This window comes from Brenneria sp. L4-2C, from assembly GCF_040240335.1.
Classification (GTDB): domain Bacteria; phylum Pseudomonadota; class Gammaproteobacteria; order Enterobacterales; family Enterobacteriaceae; genus Brenneria.
On record NZ_JBEIAC010000017.1, the window covers coordinates 25,512 to 41,556 of the forward strand.

Genomic DNA, 16,045 nt, shown 5'->3' on the forward strand with positions numbered 1-16,045 from the left:
CTCAATAGCCTGGTGGAACGAGACGCGTGAAGCGAGGATATGATGCAACAGAAGGGGTCATACCGGGAAACCGATGTCATTGTGATTGGCGGCGGCGCGACGGGAGCCGGCACGCTGCGGGATTGCGCGCTGCGTGGATTACGCTGTCTGTTGCTCGAACGCCATGATATCGCGACCGGGGCCACCGGGCGTAATCATGGTCTGCTGCACAGCGGATCGCGCTATGCGGTGACCGACGGCGAATCCGCGCGCGAATGTATTGAAGAAAACCAAATTCTGCGGCGTATCGCCCGTCACTGCGTCGAACCCACCGATGGCCTGTTTATCACGCTGCCGGAAGACGATCTCGCTTATCAAACCCAGTTTATCGCTGCCTGCCGTCAGGCGGGGATCGCCGCGCAGGCCATCGATCCGCAAGAAGCCCTGCGGATTGAGCCGGCGGCCAACCCCGCTCTGATTGGCGCGGTTCGGGTGCCTGACGGTACGGTGGATCCTTTTCGGCTGACCACGGCCAATATGATCGATGCGCAAGAGCATGGCGCCGAGGTGCTGACCTACCATGAGGCGATCGGTCTGATCCGTCAGGGCGATCGTATTACCGGCGTGCGCGTTTTCGACCATAAAAGCGGTATGGCCAGCGAAATCTATGCGCAGGTGGTGGTGAATGCCGCGGGGATCTGGGGACAACATATCGCCGAGTATGCCGATCTGCGCGTGCGCATGTTTCCGGCGAAAGGGGCGCTGCTGATTTTGGGGCATCGTATTAACAACATGGTAATTAACCGCTGCCGTAAACCGGCTGATGCCGATATTTTGGTGCCGGGCGATACCATTTCGCTGATTGGCACCACTTCCACCCATATCGATTACGATCAGATCGATAATATGACGGTCACGCCCGCGGAAGTGGACACCTTGATGCGTGAAGGCGCCAAACTGGCGCCGCAGCTCGCGGCCACGCGTATTCTGCGCGCTTATGCCGGCGTTCGCCCGCTGGTGGCCAGCGATAGCGATCCGAGCGGGCGCAGCGTCAGCCGCGGCATTGTGTTGCTCGACCATGCCGGCCGCGATGGTCTGGAAGGTTTAATCACCATCACCGGCGGCAAATTGATGACCTACCGGCTGATGGCCGAATGGGTGACGGATAAAATCTGCGAAAAGTTGGCTCACCACGCGGTTTGTACTACCGCGCACCGGCCGTTGCCCGGTTCGGAACCCGCGCAGGAAGAGGCGGCGTCCAAGCCGTCCGCTTTCGCAAGGCCGTCGCAAAACCCGTCGCCGTCCTGGTCCGCGCCGCTACGGGGATCGGCGATTTATCGCCACGGCGAACGCGCCGATCGTTTGCTGTCCGGCGAACGTCTGGACAGCAGTCTGGTTTGCGAATGCGAGGCGGTGACCACGGGCGAAGTGCGTTATGCGGTGACGTCGCTCCAGGTGAATAACCTGGTTGATTTACGGCGTCGCACCCGCGTCGGGATGGGAACCTGCCAGGGCGAGCTGTGCGCCTGCCGGGCCGCCGGGCTGCTGTGTCGCTTCGGACAGTCGACGCCGCGGGAGTCCATCGTCCAACTGAGCCAGTTTCTGAATGAACGCTGGAAAGGCATTCGTCCGGTCGCCTGGGGAAACACCCTGCGCGAAAGCGAGTTTACCAGTTGGGTCTATCAGGGGTTGTGCGGTTTGACCGCCGACGACCGCGAGGAGGAACGCGATGCGCTATGACGTAGTCATTATCGGCGGCGGACTAGCGGGGCTGACCTGCGGCATTCGGCTCTCCGAGCAGGGGAAGCGTTGCGCCATCGTCAGCGCCGGGCAGAGCGCGCTGCATTTCTCTTCCGGCGCGCTGGATTTGCTGGCTTGTCTGCCGGACGGCCAGCCGGTCGTCCAACCTCTCGACGCGCTGGACGAGCTTGCTCGTCAGGCGCCGCGTCATCCCTATTCGCTGATCGGCGCCGAGCGGATCGCCGCATTATTGCCGCAGGCCCAGGCGCTGCTGGTTCGCTGCGCCATGCCGATGCTGGGCGACTATCGACGAAATCATCAGCGTATGACGCCGCTGGGCAAGTTTCGTCCCTGCTGGCTGAGTCCGCCGGATAGCGCGATCCGCGGTTTACCAGCGACGGCGGATTGGCGAAGACCGCTGGTGGCCGGCATTGAAGGCTTTCTGGATTTCCAGTCGCGTATTGTGGCCGGGACGCTGCAATCGCAGGGGATTGCCGCCCGCAGCGGCGAGTTGAAACTGCCGATGCTCGATCGGCTGCGCCGCAATCCCAGCGAGTTCCGGGCGGTGAATATCTCCCGCGTTCTCGATCGCGCGGAAAACCGGGCGGCGCTGGCGGAGGAACTGACGGTATTGGCGAGCGGCAACGACGGCGTGATTATGCCCGCCTGTCTTGGACTGGATTCGCCTTGCGCGCCGACCGAGCTGAGCGAGCTGTTGGGCAAACCGGTGCGGCTGCTGCCGACGCTGCCGCCTTCCGTGCCGGGGCTGCGCTTGCATCAGGGGTTGCTGCGTCGCTTTCGTCAGTCCGGCGGTATCGTCATGCCCGGAGACCGGGTGGAGCGGGCGATGCAGGATGCGCCGGAGATGGCCCTCTATACCCGCAATCATCAGGATATTCCGCTGCGCGCCAGACAGGTTGTGCTGGCCAGCGGCAGTTTTTTCAGCAATGGTCTGCGCGCGCAGTTCGATAGGGTGGTTGAACCGGTCTTCGGGCTGGATGTGCGCTTTGCGGCGCAGCGGGAAGACTGGAGTCGGCAGGATGTGTTCGCCGCGCAGCCCTATATGCAATTCGGCGTCATCGCCGATGAACAACTGCACCCCGCTATCGGTGGTAAAACGGCGGATAACCTGTATGCCGTCGGCGCGGTGTTGGAAGGGTTCGATCCCATTACGCAAGGGTGCGGCGCGGGCGTCTCGATGCTGAGCGCGCTGTATGCGGCCGACCTGATCCTGAAGGAGGGCCACGCATGAGTTTGCCGGCCGACAACAGCTTCGAAAATTGCATCAAGTGTACGGTGTGTACCACCTATTGCCCGGTATCGCGGGTTAACCCGCTCTATCCGGGGCCGAAACAGGCCGGCCCGGACGGCGAGCGGCTGCGTCGTAAAGATCCGGCCTTGTATGATGAAGCCCTGAAATATTGCACCAACTGTAAACGCTGCGAAGTGGCCTGTCCGTCGGACGTCAAAATCGGCGATATCATTCAGCGCGCGAAAGCCGGTTACAGCACGCACAAGCCTTCGTTGCGCGATGCCATTCTTAGCCATACCGATCTGATGGGCGCCGTCTCCACGCCTTTCGCCCCGTTGGTGAATACCGCCACCGGTCTGAAGCCGGTGCGTCAGCTATTGGATAAAGCGTTAAAAATCGACCATCGGCGTCAGTTGCCGAAGTATTCCTTCGGCACTTTCCGCCGCTGGTATCGCCGGCAGGCGGAAACGCAGCGGCATTACCCCGAACAGGTCGCCTACTTTCATGGCTGCTACGTTAACTATAACCATCCTCAACTGGGTAAAGATCTGATCCGGGTATTTAACGCGCTGAATGTGGGCGTTCAACTGCTCAGTAAAGAGAAATGCTGCGGCGTGCCGTTGATTGCCAACGGGTTTCACGACCAGGCGAGAAAGCAGGCGCGGGTAAATATCCAATCGCTGGATGAGGCGATCAACGGCAAGTCCATGCCGGTGGTGGCGACCTCGTCCAGCTGCGCTTTCACGCTGCGCGACGAGTATCCGCATTTGCTGGACGTCGATACGCGCGCTGTCCGCGACGGCATTGAGCTGGCGACGCGTCAGCTCTACCGCCTGCTGGAAGAACAGGGAAGAGCATTGCCGTTACGCCCGCTGGCGCTGCGGGTGGCGTATCATACGCCCTGTCATCTGGAGAAAATGGGCTGGACCGCCTATACGCTGGCGCTGTTGCAGCGCATTCCCGGTATTGAGCTTATTGTGCTGGATTCCCAGTGCTGCGGCATTGCCGGCACCTACGGTTTCAAAAAGGAAAATTACGCCACCGCGCAGGGCATCGGCGCGCCGCTGTTTCGTCAGATTGAGGAAAGCGGCGCCGATGTGGTGATCACCGACTGCGAAACCTGTAAATGGCAGATCGAAATGTCCACCGGCAAGCCGTGCGAACATCCGATTACGCTGCTGGCGCGGGCGCTGATTCAGGCGTGAAGGGGCAGGGAAGCCCATGATAAAAAAAACCTAAACACCACCGCGCCTCTGCTCCGGAAAAGCACGGTAATGCTTAGGTTTTTGGCCGGCGTGACAAAACAGGCTAACGCAGTATAAAAAACAGACTACTCCGGCAATATAGCCGTCTGAAACGAGAAAACCGTGAACCCATCCACGGTTTTTCGCCCGCAGGTTTTACACCGGCGGTAAATCAAACAGCAGGATCTCGCTCTCTTTGTCGGCATGAATCGACAGCCTGTCTTCATCCCAAACGGCGAAAGCATCGCTGATGCCCGCCTGATGACCGTTGACGGTCACACTGCCGCGCACGACCTGGATCCAGACCCTGCGTCCGGCCTGCACCGGATAAATCGACTGTTCCTGCGCTTGCAGCGCCCAGCGCCACAGCGTCATATCCTGAAAAACCTTGAGCGAACCGTCACGGGCATCCGGCGACAGCACCCGTTGACGCCCCTGCGGCATGTCAAAACGCTTTTGCTCATAACGCGGCGTCAGTCCGGCTTTTTCCGGAATAATCCAGATCTGATACAGATGCAGCAACTCATCGCGGCTGGCGTTGTATTCCGAATGGCGAATCCCCGTACCCGCGCTCATGATCTGAAACTCGCCGGCCTGAATCTGCGCCTTGTTGCCCATGCTGTCCTGATGCTCTACCGTGCCGTTCAGCACATAGGTCAGAATTTCCATATCTTTATGCGGGTGCGTGCCGAATCCTTGCCCGCCTTCAATCCGGTCTTCATTGATGACGCGCAACGCCGAGAAACCCATGAACTCCGGCTCGTAATAATCCGCAAACGAGAAGGTGTGCCAGCTATCAAGCCAGCCATGATTGGCATGTCCGCGCTGCTGCGCCTTACGTGAATAGATCATGTCAGCGTCTCCCGTATATTCGTTACGTAAAGTCTAACGGGTCGCCGGGAATAAGATAGCGTAAAAAATTTAACGTTCCGTTCAAAAAATTTCCGGGAGACATTGCTGGCGGGGTGAATCACAGGCAAAAAAAAAAGCCAGCACCCGAGCTGGCTAAAATAAATACTGGAAGCAATGTGAGCAATGTCGTGCCTTCGCGGTAAAACCGACATCGTGATGTGAATATCATCCACATAAGCATACTTATCGGCTCCCCCGGAACGCACTGCAATAATAATCATTATCATTCTCGTCTGTAAAGCGTTTTTTATAAGAGGCTTTCGGATCATTCCCCTGAGCTCGTCGCGATGTGCGATTTTTCATGGCGCGCGTTTGCGTTGCGCCGACGGCGTTTTTATGCGCGGCAGCGCGGCAAAACGCCGCTCCTGATATGCCCTGAGCGCTTTTTTTGCTAGACTCCCGCTCAATATTTGCAGGCGTGCTCCGTGGATGATGAAGAAGAAAAGACCGGTTCTCCAGGATGTTGCCGATCGGGTGGGCATTACTAAAATGACGGTGAGCCGTTATTTACGTAATCCGGCTCAGGTTTCCGCGGCATTGCAGGAAAAGATAGCCATCGTGCTTGATGAGTTGGGCTACATCCCCAATCAGGCGCCCAATATGCTCGCCAGCGCCACCAGCCGGGCGATTGGCGTTCTGCTGCCGTCGTTGACCAATCAGGTGTTTGCGGAAGTGCTGCGCGGCATTGAACGCGTCACCGATGCTCACGGGTATCAAACCATGCTGGCTCACTACGGTTATCATCCCGAAAAGGAAGAGCAGCGGCTGATGTCGCTGTTGGCTTATAACATCGACGGTCTGATTCTGGCCGAGCGTTTTCATACCGATCGCACCCGGCAGATGATTGATGTCGCGGGTATTCCCGTGGTGGAACTGATGGATTCGGTTTCTCCCTGTCTGGATATGGCGGTGGGGTTTGATAATTTCGAGGCGGCCCGGCAAATGACCCTGCATATGGTTTCGCTGGGATACCGCCATGTCGTTTATCTGGGCGCGCGGCAGGATGAGCGTACCATCACAAAATGTCGCGGTTATGAGCAGGCCATGCGGGATCGCCAACTGGCGAGCCACAGCGTGATGAGCGATTTGCCCTCATCCTATTCGCTGGGCGGCGAATTGCTGCGGCAGGCGCAGACCGAGTATCCGCAGGTCGATAGCGTTTTTTGTACTAACGACGACCTGGCCGTCGGCGCGATGTTTGAGTGCCTGCGCCAGGGATTGCGCGTGCCGCAGGATATGGGGATCGTGGGCTTTCATGGTCACGACATCGGTCAGACGACGGTGCCGAAGCTGGCCAGCGTGCTGACTCCCCGCGAGCGCATGGGACAAATCGGCGCGGAACGCCTGCTGCAACGCTTGCGGGGCGAACATGTTGAACCCGCCATGGTCGATGTGGGATTCACGCTGCTGGATGGCGGCAGCATTTAACGGCGGCCCCGCCACGGAATGTCACGCCTGCCGACGGCCGCGCAGCGCCTCGACGCAGCGGTTGACCACCTCCTCCATACTGCCGTCGATGTCGACCGTCAGCACGTCGGGTTCGTCGACGCCCGGCTCTTCCAGCGCGTCAAACTGGCTTTTTAGCAGCTCGGTCGGCATGAAATGTCCCGCCCGGGCTGTGTGCCGCGCCAGGATAAGATCAAAGCCGCCTTTGAGATAGAGAAAGGTCATTCCTTCATTATCGCGGCGTAAGCGCTCGCGGTAGCGTTTCTTCAATGCCGAACAGACGATGATGCCGGTTTCGTTTTTGTGATACAGACTGTAGGCGGCGTCGTTCAGGCGTTCCAGCCAGGGCGCGCGGTCTTCATCATTCAACGGCGTACCGCCGGCCATTTTCTGAATATTGGCGCGCGGATGCAGATCGTCGCCGTCAATGAACTTCGCATGCAGCGCCTGGGCAAGCCTGACGCCTACCGATGATTTCCCACTACCTGAGACGCCCATAAGAATAATGCTCTGGCCTGGCATAATTTGATCTCCATCCCAAAATGTAAATTAAATGAAACATATCAGTATCCGATCTTAACATGTTACCGATATCATGTTACCGGTATCAAATGGCGCTGTGACCTATCTCACAAACAATCAATCCCCCTGTCGGGGGATTGAAAGGATAATAAACATGACAGAAATTACATCTGCTTATAGTGCCGGCGTGCTGTTGCTGATTGCGGTAGGCGCAGTGGCCTTGTTACTCGTGCTGGTTATGCGTTTTAAAGTCCATGCCTTTCTGGCGCTGGTATTAGTCAGCCTGTTAACCGCGCTGGTAACAAAAACGCCTTATGAAAATATCGTCCCTACGTTACTGAGCGGCTTCGGCGGTACGCTGGCGTCGGTCGCCTTGCTGGTCGGTCTGGGGGCGATGATCGGACGTTTGCTGGAGATCACCGGCGGCGCCAATGTGTTGGCGGATACGCTGATCAATAAATTCGGTGAGCATCGGGCGCCGTTTGCGTTGGGTATCGCCTCATTGTTGTTCGGTTTCCCCATCTTTTTCGATGCCGGCCTGGTCGTTATGCTGCCGATCATCTTCAGCGTGGCGAAGCGTTTTGGCGGTTCAACCCTGAAGTACGCGCTGCCCGCAGCCGGGGCATTTGCGGTCATGCATGCGTTACTGCCGCCTCATCCGGGGCCGGTCGCCGCCAGCGAACTGCTTGGCGCCAATATTGGTCTGCTGGTGATCGTCGGTCTGATTATCGCCTTTCCAACCTGGTATCTGGGGAGCTATCTGTTCGGTCTGTGGGCGGGCAAGAAGTTCCATGTACCGCTGCCTTCCACCTTTCTGGAAGAGGTCAAGGCCGATGAACAACATACGCCGCCCTCGTTTTCAGTGGTATTGAGCGTGCTGTTGCTGCCGCTGGTATTGATCTTTCTCGATACCGGACTGAATACGCTGACGGTCATGGGGGTGATCACCGGCGACAACGCGGTGGTGCAGTTCCTGCGGATGTTGGGGAAAACCCCGGTGGCGCTGCTGATCACCGTGCTGTTTTCCCTGATCATGTTCAGCGGACAGCGCAGCCGCAAGCATCTTAATAATGTGTGTGACGGCGCGTTAGGCCCGGTATGCTCCATTATTCTGGTGACCGGCGCCGGCGGTATGTTCGGCGGCGTCTTGCGCGCCAGCGGTATCGGTACGGCGTTGGCCGATATGCTGGCTGATAACGGAATGCCGGTGATTGTCGCCGCGTTCGTGGTCTCCGCCGCGTTACGTATCGCCCAGGGGTCGGCCACCGTGGCGTTGACGACCACGGCGGCGCTGATGGCGCCGGCGGTGGCGGCGACCACCGGGCTAAGTCAGTTCGATCTGTGCTTCATCGTCATCGCCATCGCCGGCGGCGCGACGGTGCTGTCGCACGTGAACGACTCCGGCTTCTGGCTGGTCGGGCGTTTCCTGGAAATGGATGAGAAAACCACGCTGAAAACCTGGACGGTGATGGAAACGCTGATCGGCACCATTGCCTTCCTGTTGGCCGCGCTAGGCAGTATTTTCCTCTGATGATCCGACGGCGTGGCGGTAAGGTATGCCGCCACGGCCGTTGTTTCACAGCCGCATATACGCCCGCACGCCGTCCAGAAACATCTGCGTCGACAGCATCACCAGAATCAACCCCATCAATTTTTCCAGCGCGTTGACCCCTTTCTCGCCTAACAAGCGTAAAAACAGATTCGACATCAACAGGATAACGAAGGAAACCGACCAGGCGATAAAGAGCGCCAGCGTCAGGTGCGGCAGTTGATCGGGATATTGATGGGACAGCAGCATCAGCGTCGCCAGAATCGACGGGCCGGACACCAGCGGGATCGCCAGCGGCACCAGAAAGGGCTCTTCCCCGGCGGGCAGGCCGGTGCTGCCGCCTTCCCGCGAGGGAAAGATCATGCGGATGGCGATCAGGAACAGTATGATGCCGCCGGAGATCGAGACCGTTTCGGTGCGCAGATTAAGAAAGGCGAGGATCCGCTCGCCGGCGAAAAGAAAGATCAGCATCAGCCCCAGCGCGATAAGCATTTCCCGAATCAGCACCACGCGTCGGCGTTTAGGATCCAGGTGTTTCAGCACCGACATGAAAATAGGCAGATTGCCGAGCGGGTCCATAATTAACAGCAACAGCACGGTTGCCGAGATCATTTCCGTCATTTCAGCGTCTTGCTCCTGAGCGTCAAAGTGGTACATCATCCTGCATAAGAAACGATGATATTAGAATGGCTGCTGAAAAACGTCATATTATCGAATAAATTCACTTGCGACTTTATGTACATTTTGTATGGTGGAAAGTCGTTATACCCCTCATCTTTCAAGTTGCAGGTGTGTCGGCTGCCAATCACCCGCACTGATGTCTGCGCGCGGAGTTCGCTCGCTTGCCGCCTGCCCGCAACGCCCAGAGGGTGGTGGGTCTACTCTCTTAATGTATTTGCTATCAATTACTACACTAAGACAGCAGTCAGGATTCTTTTTGTTACTCCCAAGGTAGGACAGTTACCATGAAAAATGTTGGTTTTGTTGGCTGGCGCGGTATGGTCGGCTCGGTTCTCATGCAGCGTATGGTCGAAGAACGCGACTTCGACGGGATCCGCCCGGTATTCTTTTCCACTTCTCAGCACGGTGAACCGGCGCCCACGTTGGGAGGCCAGCAAGGCGTATTACAGGACGCTTACAGCCTGGAAGCGCTGCGGGCGCTGGATATCATCGTCACCTGCCAGGGCGGCGATTATACCAATGAGGTCTATCCGAAGCTGCGGGCAAGCGGCTGGCAGGGCTATTGGATTGACGCCGCCTCTTCCCTGCGCATGCAGGATGACGCCATTATTATTCTTGATCCGGTCAACCATGATGTGATCAGGCAGGGGTTGGATAAAGGCATCAAAACCTTTGTCGGCGGCAACTGCACCGTCAGCCTGATGCTGATGTCGCTGGGCGGCTTGTTCGCCAACGATCTGGTGGACTGGGTTGCGGTTTCCACCTATCAGGCGGCTTCCGGCGGCGGCGCGCGTCATATGCGCGAACTGCTGGTGCAGATGGGCCTGTTGCATGGCGAAGTGGCGAAAGAACTTCAGGATCCCGCCTCAGCCATTCTGGATATCGAACGCAAAGTGACCGCATTGACCCGCAGCGGCACGTTGCCGACCGACAATTTCGGCGCGCCTTTGGCCGGCAGTCTGATTCCGTGGATCGACAAACAGCTGGATAACGGCCAGAGCCGCGAAGAGTGGAAAGGTCAGGCGGAAACCAACAAGATCCTCGGCACCCGCCGCGCGATCCCGGTTGACGGTCTGTGCGTTCGCGTCGGCGCGCTGCGCTGTCACAGCCAGTCCTTTACCATCAAGTTGAAAAAAGATGTGGCGGTGCCGGAGATTGAACAAATGCTGGCGACCCATAATGATTGGGTGAAAGTGGTGCCGAACGATCGCGAGATCACGATGCGCGAGCTGACGCCAGCGGCGGTGACCGGTACGTTGTCCACCCCGGTCGGCCGGTTGCGCAAACTGAATATGGGGCCGGAATATCTGTCCGCCTTTACGGTGGGCGACCAGCTGCTGTGGGGCGCCGCCGAACCGCTGCGTCGTATGCTGCGTATTCTGCTGTAATCCTTCCTGCGATTTGGCGCGGCGCTGTTCAGGCGCTGCGCTAGGCCGTATTTGCGTATATAATTTCCCACAAACTTACCCTATTTTACTGCTCTGCGAGGCTGACGGTGCAAAGACTGACGATTTCAATGGATGATCAACTGGCGCAGAACTTTGACGAACTGATGCAGCGCAAAGGGTATGCCAATCGTTCCGAAGCGTTTCGCGATATGCTGCGCCGCGAGCTGGGCGAAATGACGCTGGCGACGGATAAAAACGGCGCGTGCGTGGCGGTACTGAGCTACGTCTACGATCATCACGAGCGCCAGCTTTCCAGTCGGTTGGCCGATATGCAGCATGATCATCACGATTTAACGGTCTCCACCATGCATACGCATCTGAGCCATGAAGAGTGCGTGGAAACCATTATTCTGCGCGGCACGGCGTCACAGGTTGAACGTTTTGCCGAGTCCGTGATGGCGCAAACCGGCGTCCGCCACGGACGGTTGAATCTTATTCCGTTGTGACGTCTTCAATGCCGCATCGCCGGCGCAGACGGCAAGTAAAACGCCAACCCCTTGCCGGCTGAAGTTAAGCCAGATCAAGAAAGTATGATTTTTTTTATAAAGTTCATACTCTGCGGTTAAATCAGCCAATCCTATCTGTTATAAGTCGAACATAAAAAAATCGATAACAGGACAACCCCGCGTGAGCCAACTCCTTGTCGACGATGAAAATCGCGAGCTATTGCATGACGTGCAGCGCTACTGGACGACCCGGGCCGCCGGCTACAGTCAACTGAACGCCGCCGAATTAGCCAATGCCAAGCGCGCCGCCTGGCTGAAGAAAATCAACGAATACGCCCCGGACAAACCGGTATTGAAGGTGCTGGATATCGGCAGCGGGCCGGGGTTCTTTGCCGTCGCGCTGGCGCTGGCGGGGCATCAGGTAACGGCGGTCGATATCACGCAGGCGATGCTGGATCAGGCGCGCGGCAACGCGGCGCGCTACGGCGCCGAGATAAACTTCGTGTTATCGGATGTGCATTCATTGCCGTTTGCGGATAACCGCTTCGACCTGATTGTGACGCGCAATGTGACCTGGAACCTGGACGATCCGCAGTGCGCCTATGCCGAGTGGCATCGGGTGCTGGCCGCCGGCGGGCGGTTGATTAACTTTGATGCCAACTGGTATCTGCAACTGTTTGATGAACAAAGTCATCTTGGCTATCTGCAAGACCGGGCCAACGCCCGCTATCTGGGGCTGGACGATCACTACGTCGATACCGATACCGCGGCGATGGAAAACATTGCCCGCCAACTGCCGCTCAGCCGTGAACGCCGTCCGCAGTGGGATACGCAGGCGCTGCTGAAATGCGGCTATCGCAAGATCGCGCTGGACACCCGCGTTGGCGATGAACTGTGGGATGAGACGGAAAAGGTGAATTACGCGTCGACGCCGATGTTTTTGATCTGTGCGGAAAAGTAGACGGCGGGGAACGAGATGCCGAATCGCAACATTACGCTGGCTCGACGGTTCTTCCGCGCTGTCGCGGCGATCGGCCTGACCCTGATCGCACTGGCGGCGTCGAATGGATTCGCCGCGGAAAGCGGGGCCGATCGTTCGACGTTGCATTACGCCAGCACCAAAGATATCCGCGACATTAACCCTCACCTCTATAGCGGCGAGATGGCCGCGCAGAACATGGTGTTTGAACCGCTGGTGGTGAATAGCGAACAGGGCGTGCGGCCGTGGCTGGCGCGGCGCTGGGAGGTCTCGCCGGACGGTAAACGTTATACTTTTCATCTGCGCCGCGACGTGACCTTCAGCGATGGCGAACCCTTTAATGCGCTGGCGGTGAAACTGAACATGGAGGCGGTACTGGCGAATTATCAGCGCCATGCCTGGCTGGAGCTGGTTCGCCAGATCGATAACGTCGAGGTCGTGGATGATTATACCGTCGCTCTTCAACTGAAAAATCCCTATTACCCCACGCTGGTGGAGCTGGGCTTAACCCGGCCTTTTCGCTTTATCTCGCCGAAAAATTTTATCAACGGTCAAACCCGACATGGCGTCAGCGCTTATGCCGGCACCGGCCCCTGGCTGCTGACGGCGCATGTGAAAAACCAGTATGCGGTGTTTGACGCCAATCCGCGTTATTGGGGAACGCCGCCGCGGCTTCATCGCGTGGTATGGAACGTGATCCCCGATGGTCAAAGCCTGTTGCTGGCGCTGGAGAAAGGCGATATTCAGCTTATTTTCGGCGCGGATGGCGACATGACGGACGGCGACAGCTTTGCGGCGTTGCAGGAAATGAATAAGTTTCATACCGCAATTGGCGAGCCGACGGCCTCGCGGGCGCTGGTTCTGAACAGCAGCCGGCCGATTACCGCCGATCGTCAGGTACGCCTTGCCTTGCAGTATGCGGTGGACAAGCAGGCGATCGCGGAAGGGGTGATGGCGGGCAGCGAGAGCGTGGCGGAAACGCTGCTGGCCCGTAACGTACCTTATGCCGACATCGCCGATCTGCCGGTCTACCGCTATGACCCGCGCAAAGCCAAAGCGCTGCTGGACGAGGCGGGATGGCGGCAACCCGCGGGGAGGGCAATCCGTGAAAAACAGGGCCAACCGATGCGGCTGGTGTTCTCTTACAACACCAATAATGCCGGGGAAAAGCTAATCGCCGAAGTGATACAAAGCGATTTCCGCCAGGTGGGGGTTGAGGTTTCCTTGATCGGCGAAGAGAAACAGGCTTATCTGGACAGGCAAAAGTCCGGCGATTTCGACCTGCAATATTCGCTGTCCTGGGGCAAACCTTACGATCCGCAGTCCTATGTTTCTTCGTTTCGCCTGCCGTCGCATGCCGATTACCAGGGGCAAAAAGGGTTGCCGGACAAAGCTGAGTTGGATGCGCTGATTGGCCAGGTGCTGATTGCCGCGGATGAGGCGCAGCGCCGGGCGCTGTACCGGCGGATATTTATGATGCTGGCGCGGGAAGCGGTCTATATTCCTTTGACCTATGCCCGCGCCAAAGCCGTCTTCAGCCCTCATCTGCAAGGCGTGACGTTTAATCCTTCGCAGTATGAGATCCCTTTTGAAAAGATGTACTGGCGTTAAGCGGCGGGAGAACGGATGACGCGCTATTTCTTCCGCCGGCTGTTGTCGACGATCCCGCTGCTCCTGGCGATATCCTGGATTGCCTTTGCGCTGATCCAGCTTTCTCCTTCCGATCCCGCCGAGGTGGCGCTGCGCGTCAATATGGTGGAGCCGACGGATGAGGCGGTTGCGGCGATGCGCCATGAGCTGGGGCTGGATCAGCCATTCTGGCGGCAATACTTTTCCTGGTTGCAACGTTGTCTGCATCTGGATTTCGGCGCCTCGTTCGTCACCGGAACCAGCGTATGGCGGGAACTGATGACGGCGTTGCCCGCCACGTTGCGGCTGGCCGCCGGCGCGCTGGGCATGATTCTGCTGTTTTCGCTGTCGTTCGCCCTGCTGTGCGTGGCTACCCGCGGCCGCTGGCCGGACAAACTGCTGCGTACTCTGCTTTTCCTGCTTACCGCGATGCCGAACTACTGGGTTGGCCTGCTGCTGATTTGGCTGCTGTCAGTCAAACTGAATTGGTTGCCCGTCGGCGGCATGCAGGCGTCGGGGGCGCTGATATTACCTGCATTAACGCTGGCGCTGGGCTATCTCGGCACCTATGTCCGCCTGTTGCGCAGCAATATGCTGGGGCAGCTTAACCAGCCTTATGTCGCCTATGCCCGGGCCAGGGGATTAACCGAATGGCGGATCCTCTGGCGGCATGTGCTGATTAACGCGCTCTATTCGCCGCTGGTGGCGCTTGGCATGAGTATTCCCAAACTGATTGCCGGTACGCTGATTATCGAAAACGTTTTTGCCTGGCCCGGACTGGGACGGCTGTGCGTGACGGCGATCTTTAACCGTGATTATCCGATTATTCAGGCGTATATCTTGCTGATGGCGCTGCTGTTTGTGGCGGCGAACTTTATCATCGATCTACTGCAAATGCGGCTTGATCCGCGTTTGCGGCGCGGTATCGCCGGATGAGCCGCGCGTTCTGGCTGCGTTGCAGGCAGGATCGGCTGGCGCTGACGTGCCTGTGTTTTCTGACGCTGCTGCTACTGGCGGGGTTGTTGGCGCCCTGGATCGCCCCGCACGATCCCCTGCTGGTTTCGTGGCGCGATAAATATCACGCCCCCGGCCCGCTTTATCCGCTGGGCGCCGATCATCTGGGACGCTGTCTGCTTTCTCGTCTGCTGTATGGTATCCGCAGCACGGTATGGGTATCGCTATCGGCGATGGCGGTCGCCCTGGCGTGCGGCATGTTGATCGGCATGTTGGCGGGTTACTTCCGCGGGCGTATCGACGCCGTCTTGATGCGAATGTGCGATGTCATGCTGTCGTTTCCCGGCGAAGTGATGATTTTTGCTCTGGTCGGGATCCTGGGGCCGGGGCTGGGCAATATCATACTGGCGGTGCTGTTGGTGAAATGGGCCTGGTATGCCCGGATGATCCGCGGCATCGTGCTGCAATACAGCGACCGGCACTATATTCATTACGCCAGGCTGATCGGCGGCACATCCCGTTATATCATCCTGCGGCATCTGCTGCCGGTAACCGCCGCGGAAACGGCGGTGCTGGCGACCACCGATACGGGGGCGGTGATCCTGCTGTTATCGGCGCTCTCTTTTATCGGACTGGGCGTACAGCCGCCCACGCCGGAGTGGGGCGCGATGCTGGGCGAGGCGAAAAACGTGATGATGATACACCCGGAGCAGATGTTGCCCGCCGGGATCGCCATCGTGCTGGCGGCGGCGGCCTTTAACTATCTGGGCGATTTTCTGCGCGATGTGCTGGACGGAGAGGATAAAAACTAAAGCGTCTTATCGCCGCTCACCGGTTCGTTGCCGCTGGGGATATTTATCTCTCGGCTTTAAGCCTGAGATTATTGCGCTGGTCCCGCTATCGCCTTTTTCTTTAACAAGAAAGGCAGAAACAACATGATATACGGGGCGATCAGCCAGACAAAACACCAGGCGCGAGAATACCCGGCGTAATTGATGCATCGGGTATTGCTGGAGATGACGGGCAAAAAGAAGATCAGGAAAATAAGGATCGCATAATCGCTACGATACGGGATCCACAGATAAAACAAAAACCAGCACAGCTGGAACGATAGAATACAGAAGTATTGCAGCTTACTGTCTCATCCATAACAGTCAAATGCTTTTACATATCCTCTTGTTATCGTTTTTATAAAAAAATTAATCATAAAACAGGCTCATAAAAATCATGTTGATAATTATAGTTAATATTATTGGAGCGACAA

General features: G+C 57.7%; 14 protein-coding genes. 11 read left to right on the forward strand and 3 right to left on the reverse strand.

The window, feature by feature from the left end:
• The first annotated feature begins 39 nt into the window (after positions 1-39).
• The 3 genes from glpA to glpC are packed head-to-tail and all read left to right on the forward strand — an operon-like array spanning position 40 to position 4,176.
• Positions 40-1,719, forward strand: a complete 1,680-nt coding sequence (glpA, locus tag ABRZ26_RS19420; RefSeq protein ID WP_319605768.1) for an anaerobic glycerol-3-phosphate dehydrogenase subunit A — start codon at positions 40-42, stop codon at positions 1,717-1,719.
• Positions 1,709-2,971, forward strand: a complete 1,263-nt coding sequence (gene glpB / locus ABRZ26_RS19425; protein WP_319605769.1) for a glycerol-3-phosphate dehydrogenase subunit GlpB — start codon at positions 1,709-1,711, stop codon at positions 2,969-2,971. Before glpA ends, glpB begins: the two co-directional genes overlap by 11 nt.
• Positions 2,968-4,176: an anaerobic glycerol-3-phosphate dehydrogenase subunit GlpC gene (glpC, locus tag ABRZ26_RS19430; protein ID WP_319605770.1), complete on the forward strand. Its 1,209-nt coding sequence runs from the start codon at positions 2,968-2,970 to the stop codon at positions 4,174-4,176. The genes glpB and glpC overlap by 4 nt, the downstream gene beginning before the upstream one ends.
• A gap of 195 nt (positions 4,177-4,371) precedes the next feature.
• On the opposite strand, the gene ABRZ26_RS19435 is transcribed toward glpC, so the two are convergent.
• Positions 4,372-5,067, reverse strand: coding sequence for a pirin family protein (locus ABRZ26_RS19435; protein ID WP_319605771.1), 696 nt, complete (start codon positions 5,065-5,067; stop codon positions 4,372-4,374).
• A gap of 492 nt (positions 5,068-5,559) precedes the next feature.
• Between ABRZ26_RS19435 and gntR the strand changes: the two genes are divergently transcribed.
• Complete coding sequence (gene gntR / locus ABRZ26_RS19440) at positions 5,560-6,555, forward strand: gluconate operon transcriptional repressor GntR (protein ID WP_319605827.1); 996 nt, start codon at positions 5,560-5,562, stop codon at positions 6,553-6,555.
• Between the two features lie 21 nt (positions 6,556-6,576).
• Here gntR and ABRZ26_RS19445 read toward each other — a convergent pair whose 3' ends face one another.
• A complete protein-coding gene (locus ABRZ26_RS19445) occupies positions 6,577-7,095 on the reverse strand; it encodes a gluconokinase (RefSeq protein WP_319605772.1) in 519 nt (172 codons plus the stop codon).
• Between the two features lie 154 nt (positions 7,096-7,249).
• Here ABRZ26_RS19445 and ABRZ26_RS19450 point away from each other — a divergent pair, with 154 nt between their 5' ends.
• A complete protein-coding gene (locus ABRZ26_RS19450; RefSeq protein ID WP_319605773.1) occupies positions 7,250-8,626 on the forward strand; it encodes a GntP family permease in 1,377 nt (458 codons plus the stop codon).
• Between the two features lie 45 nt (positions 8,627-8,671).
• Here ABRZ26_RS19450 and ABRZ26_RS19455 read toward each other — a convergent pair whose 3' ends face one another.
• Positions 8,672-9,265 carry a YhgN family NAAT transporter gene (locus ABRZ26_RS19455; protein ID WP_319605774.1) on the reverse strand — a complete coding sequence of 198 codons (594 nt, stop codon included), beginning with the start codon at positions 9,263-9,265 and terminating at the stop codon, positions 8,672-8,674.
• A gap of 344 nt (positions 9,266-9,609) precedes the next feature.
• Between ABRZ26_RS19455 and asd the strand changes: the two genes are divergently transcribed.
• The 6 genes from asd to opp1C all read left to right on the forward strand — a co-directional run bounded on the left by asd (position 9,610) and on the right by opp1C (position 15,593).
• Entirely contained in the window at positions 9,610-10,713 is a 1,104-nt protein-coding gene (gene asd / locus ABRZ26_RS19460) for an aspartate-semialdehyde dehydrogenase (RefSeq protein ID WP_319605775.1), read from the forward strand.
• 107 nt (positions 10,714-10,820) lie between these two features.
• A complete protein-coding gene (gene nikR / locus ABRZ26_RS19465; RefSeq protein ID WP_319605776.1) occupies positions 10,821-11,219 on the forward strand; it encodes a nickel-responsive transcriptional regulator NikR in 399 nt (132 codons plus the stop codon).
• Positions 11,220-11,400: 181 nt separating this feature from the next.
• Positions 11,401-12,180, forward strand: coding sequence for a class I SAM-dependent methyltransferase (locus ABRZ26_RS19470; protein ID WP_319605777.1), 780 nt, complete (start codon positions 11,401-11,403; stop codon positions 12,178-12,180).
• 15 nt (positions 12,181-12,195) lie between these two features.
• Positions 12,196-13,809 (forward strand): nickel ABC transporter substrate-binding protein, encoded by a 1,614-nt coding sequence (nikA, locus tag ABRZ26_RS19475; protein ID WP_319605778.1) that lies wholly within the window; start codon positions 12,196-12,198, stop codon positions 13,807-13,809.
• A 15-nt stretch (positions 13,810-13,824) separates the two neighbouring features.
• Positions 13,825-14,763: a nickel/cobalt ABC transporter permease gene (gene opp1B, locus ABRZ26_RS19480; RefSeq protein ID WP_319605779.1), complete on the forward strand. Its 939-nt coding sequence runs from the start codon at positions 13,825-13,827 to the stop codon at positions 14,761-14,763.
• Positions 14,760-15,593, forward strand: coding sequence for a nickel/cobalt ABC transporter permease (gene opp1C / locus ABRZ26_RS19485; protein ID WP_319605780.1), 834 nt, complete (start codon positions 14,760-14,762; stop codon positions 15,591-15,593). The genes opp1B and opp1C overlap by 4 nt, the downstream gene beginning before the upstream one ends.
• Positions 15,594-16,045 lie beyond the last annotated feature (452 nt).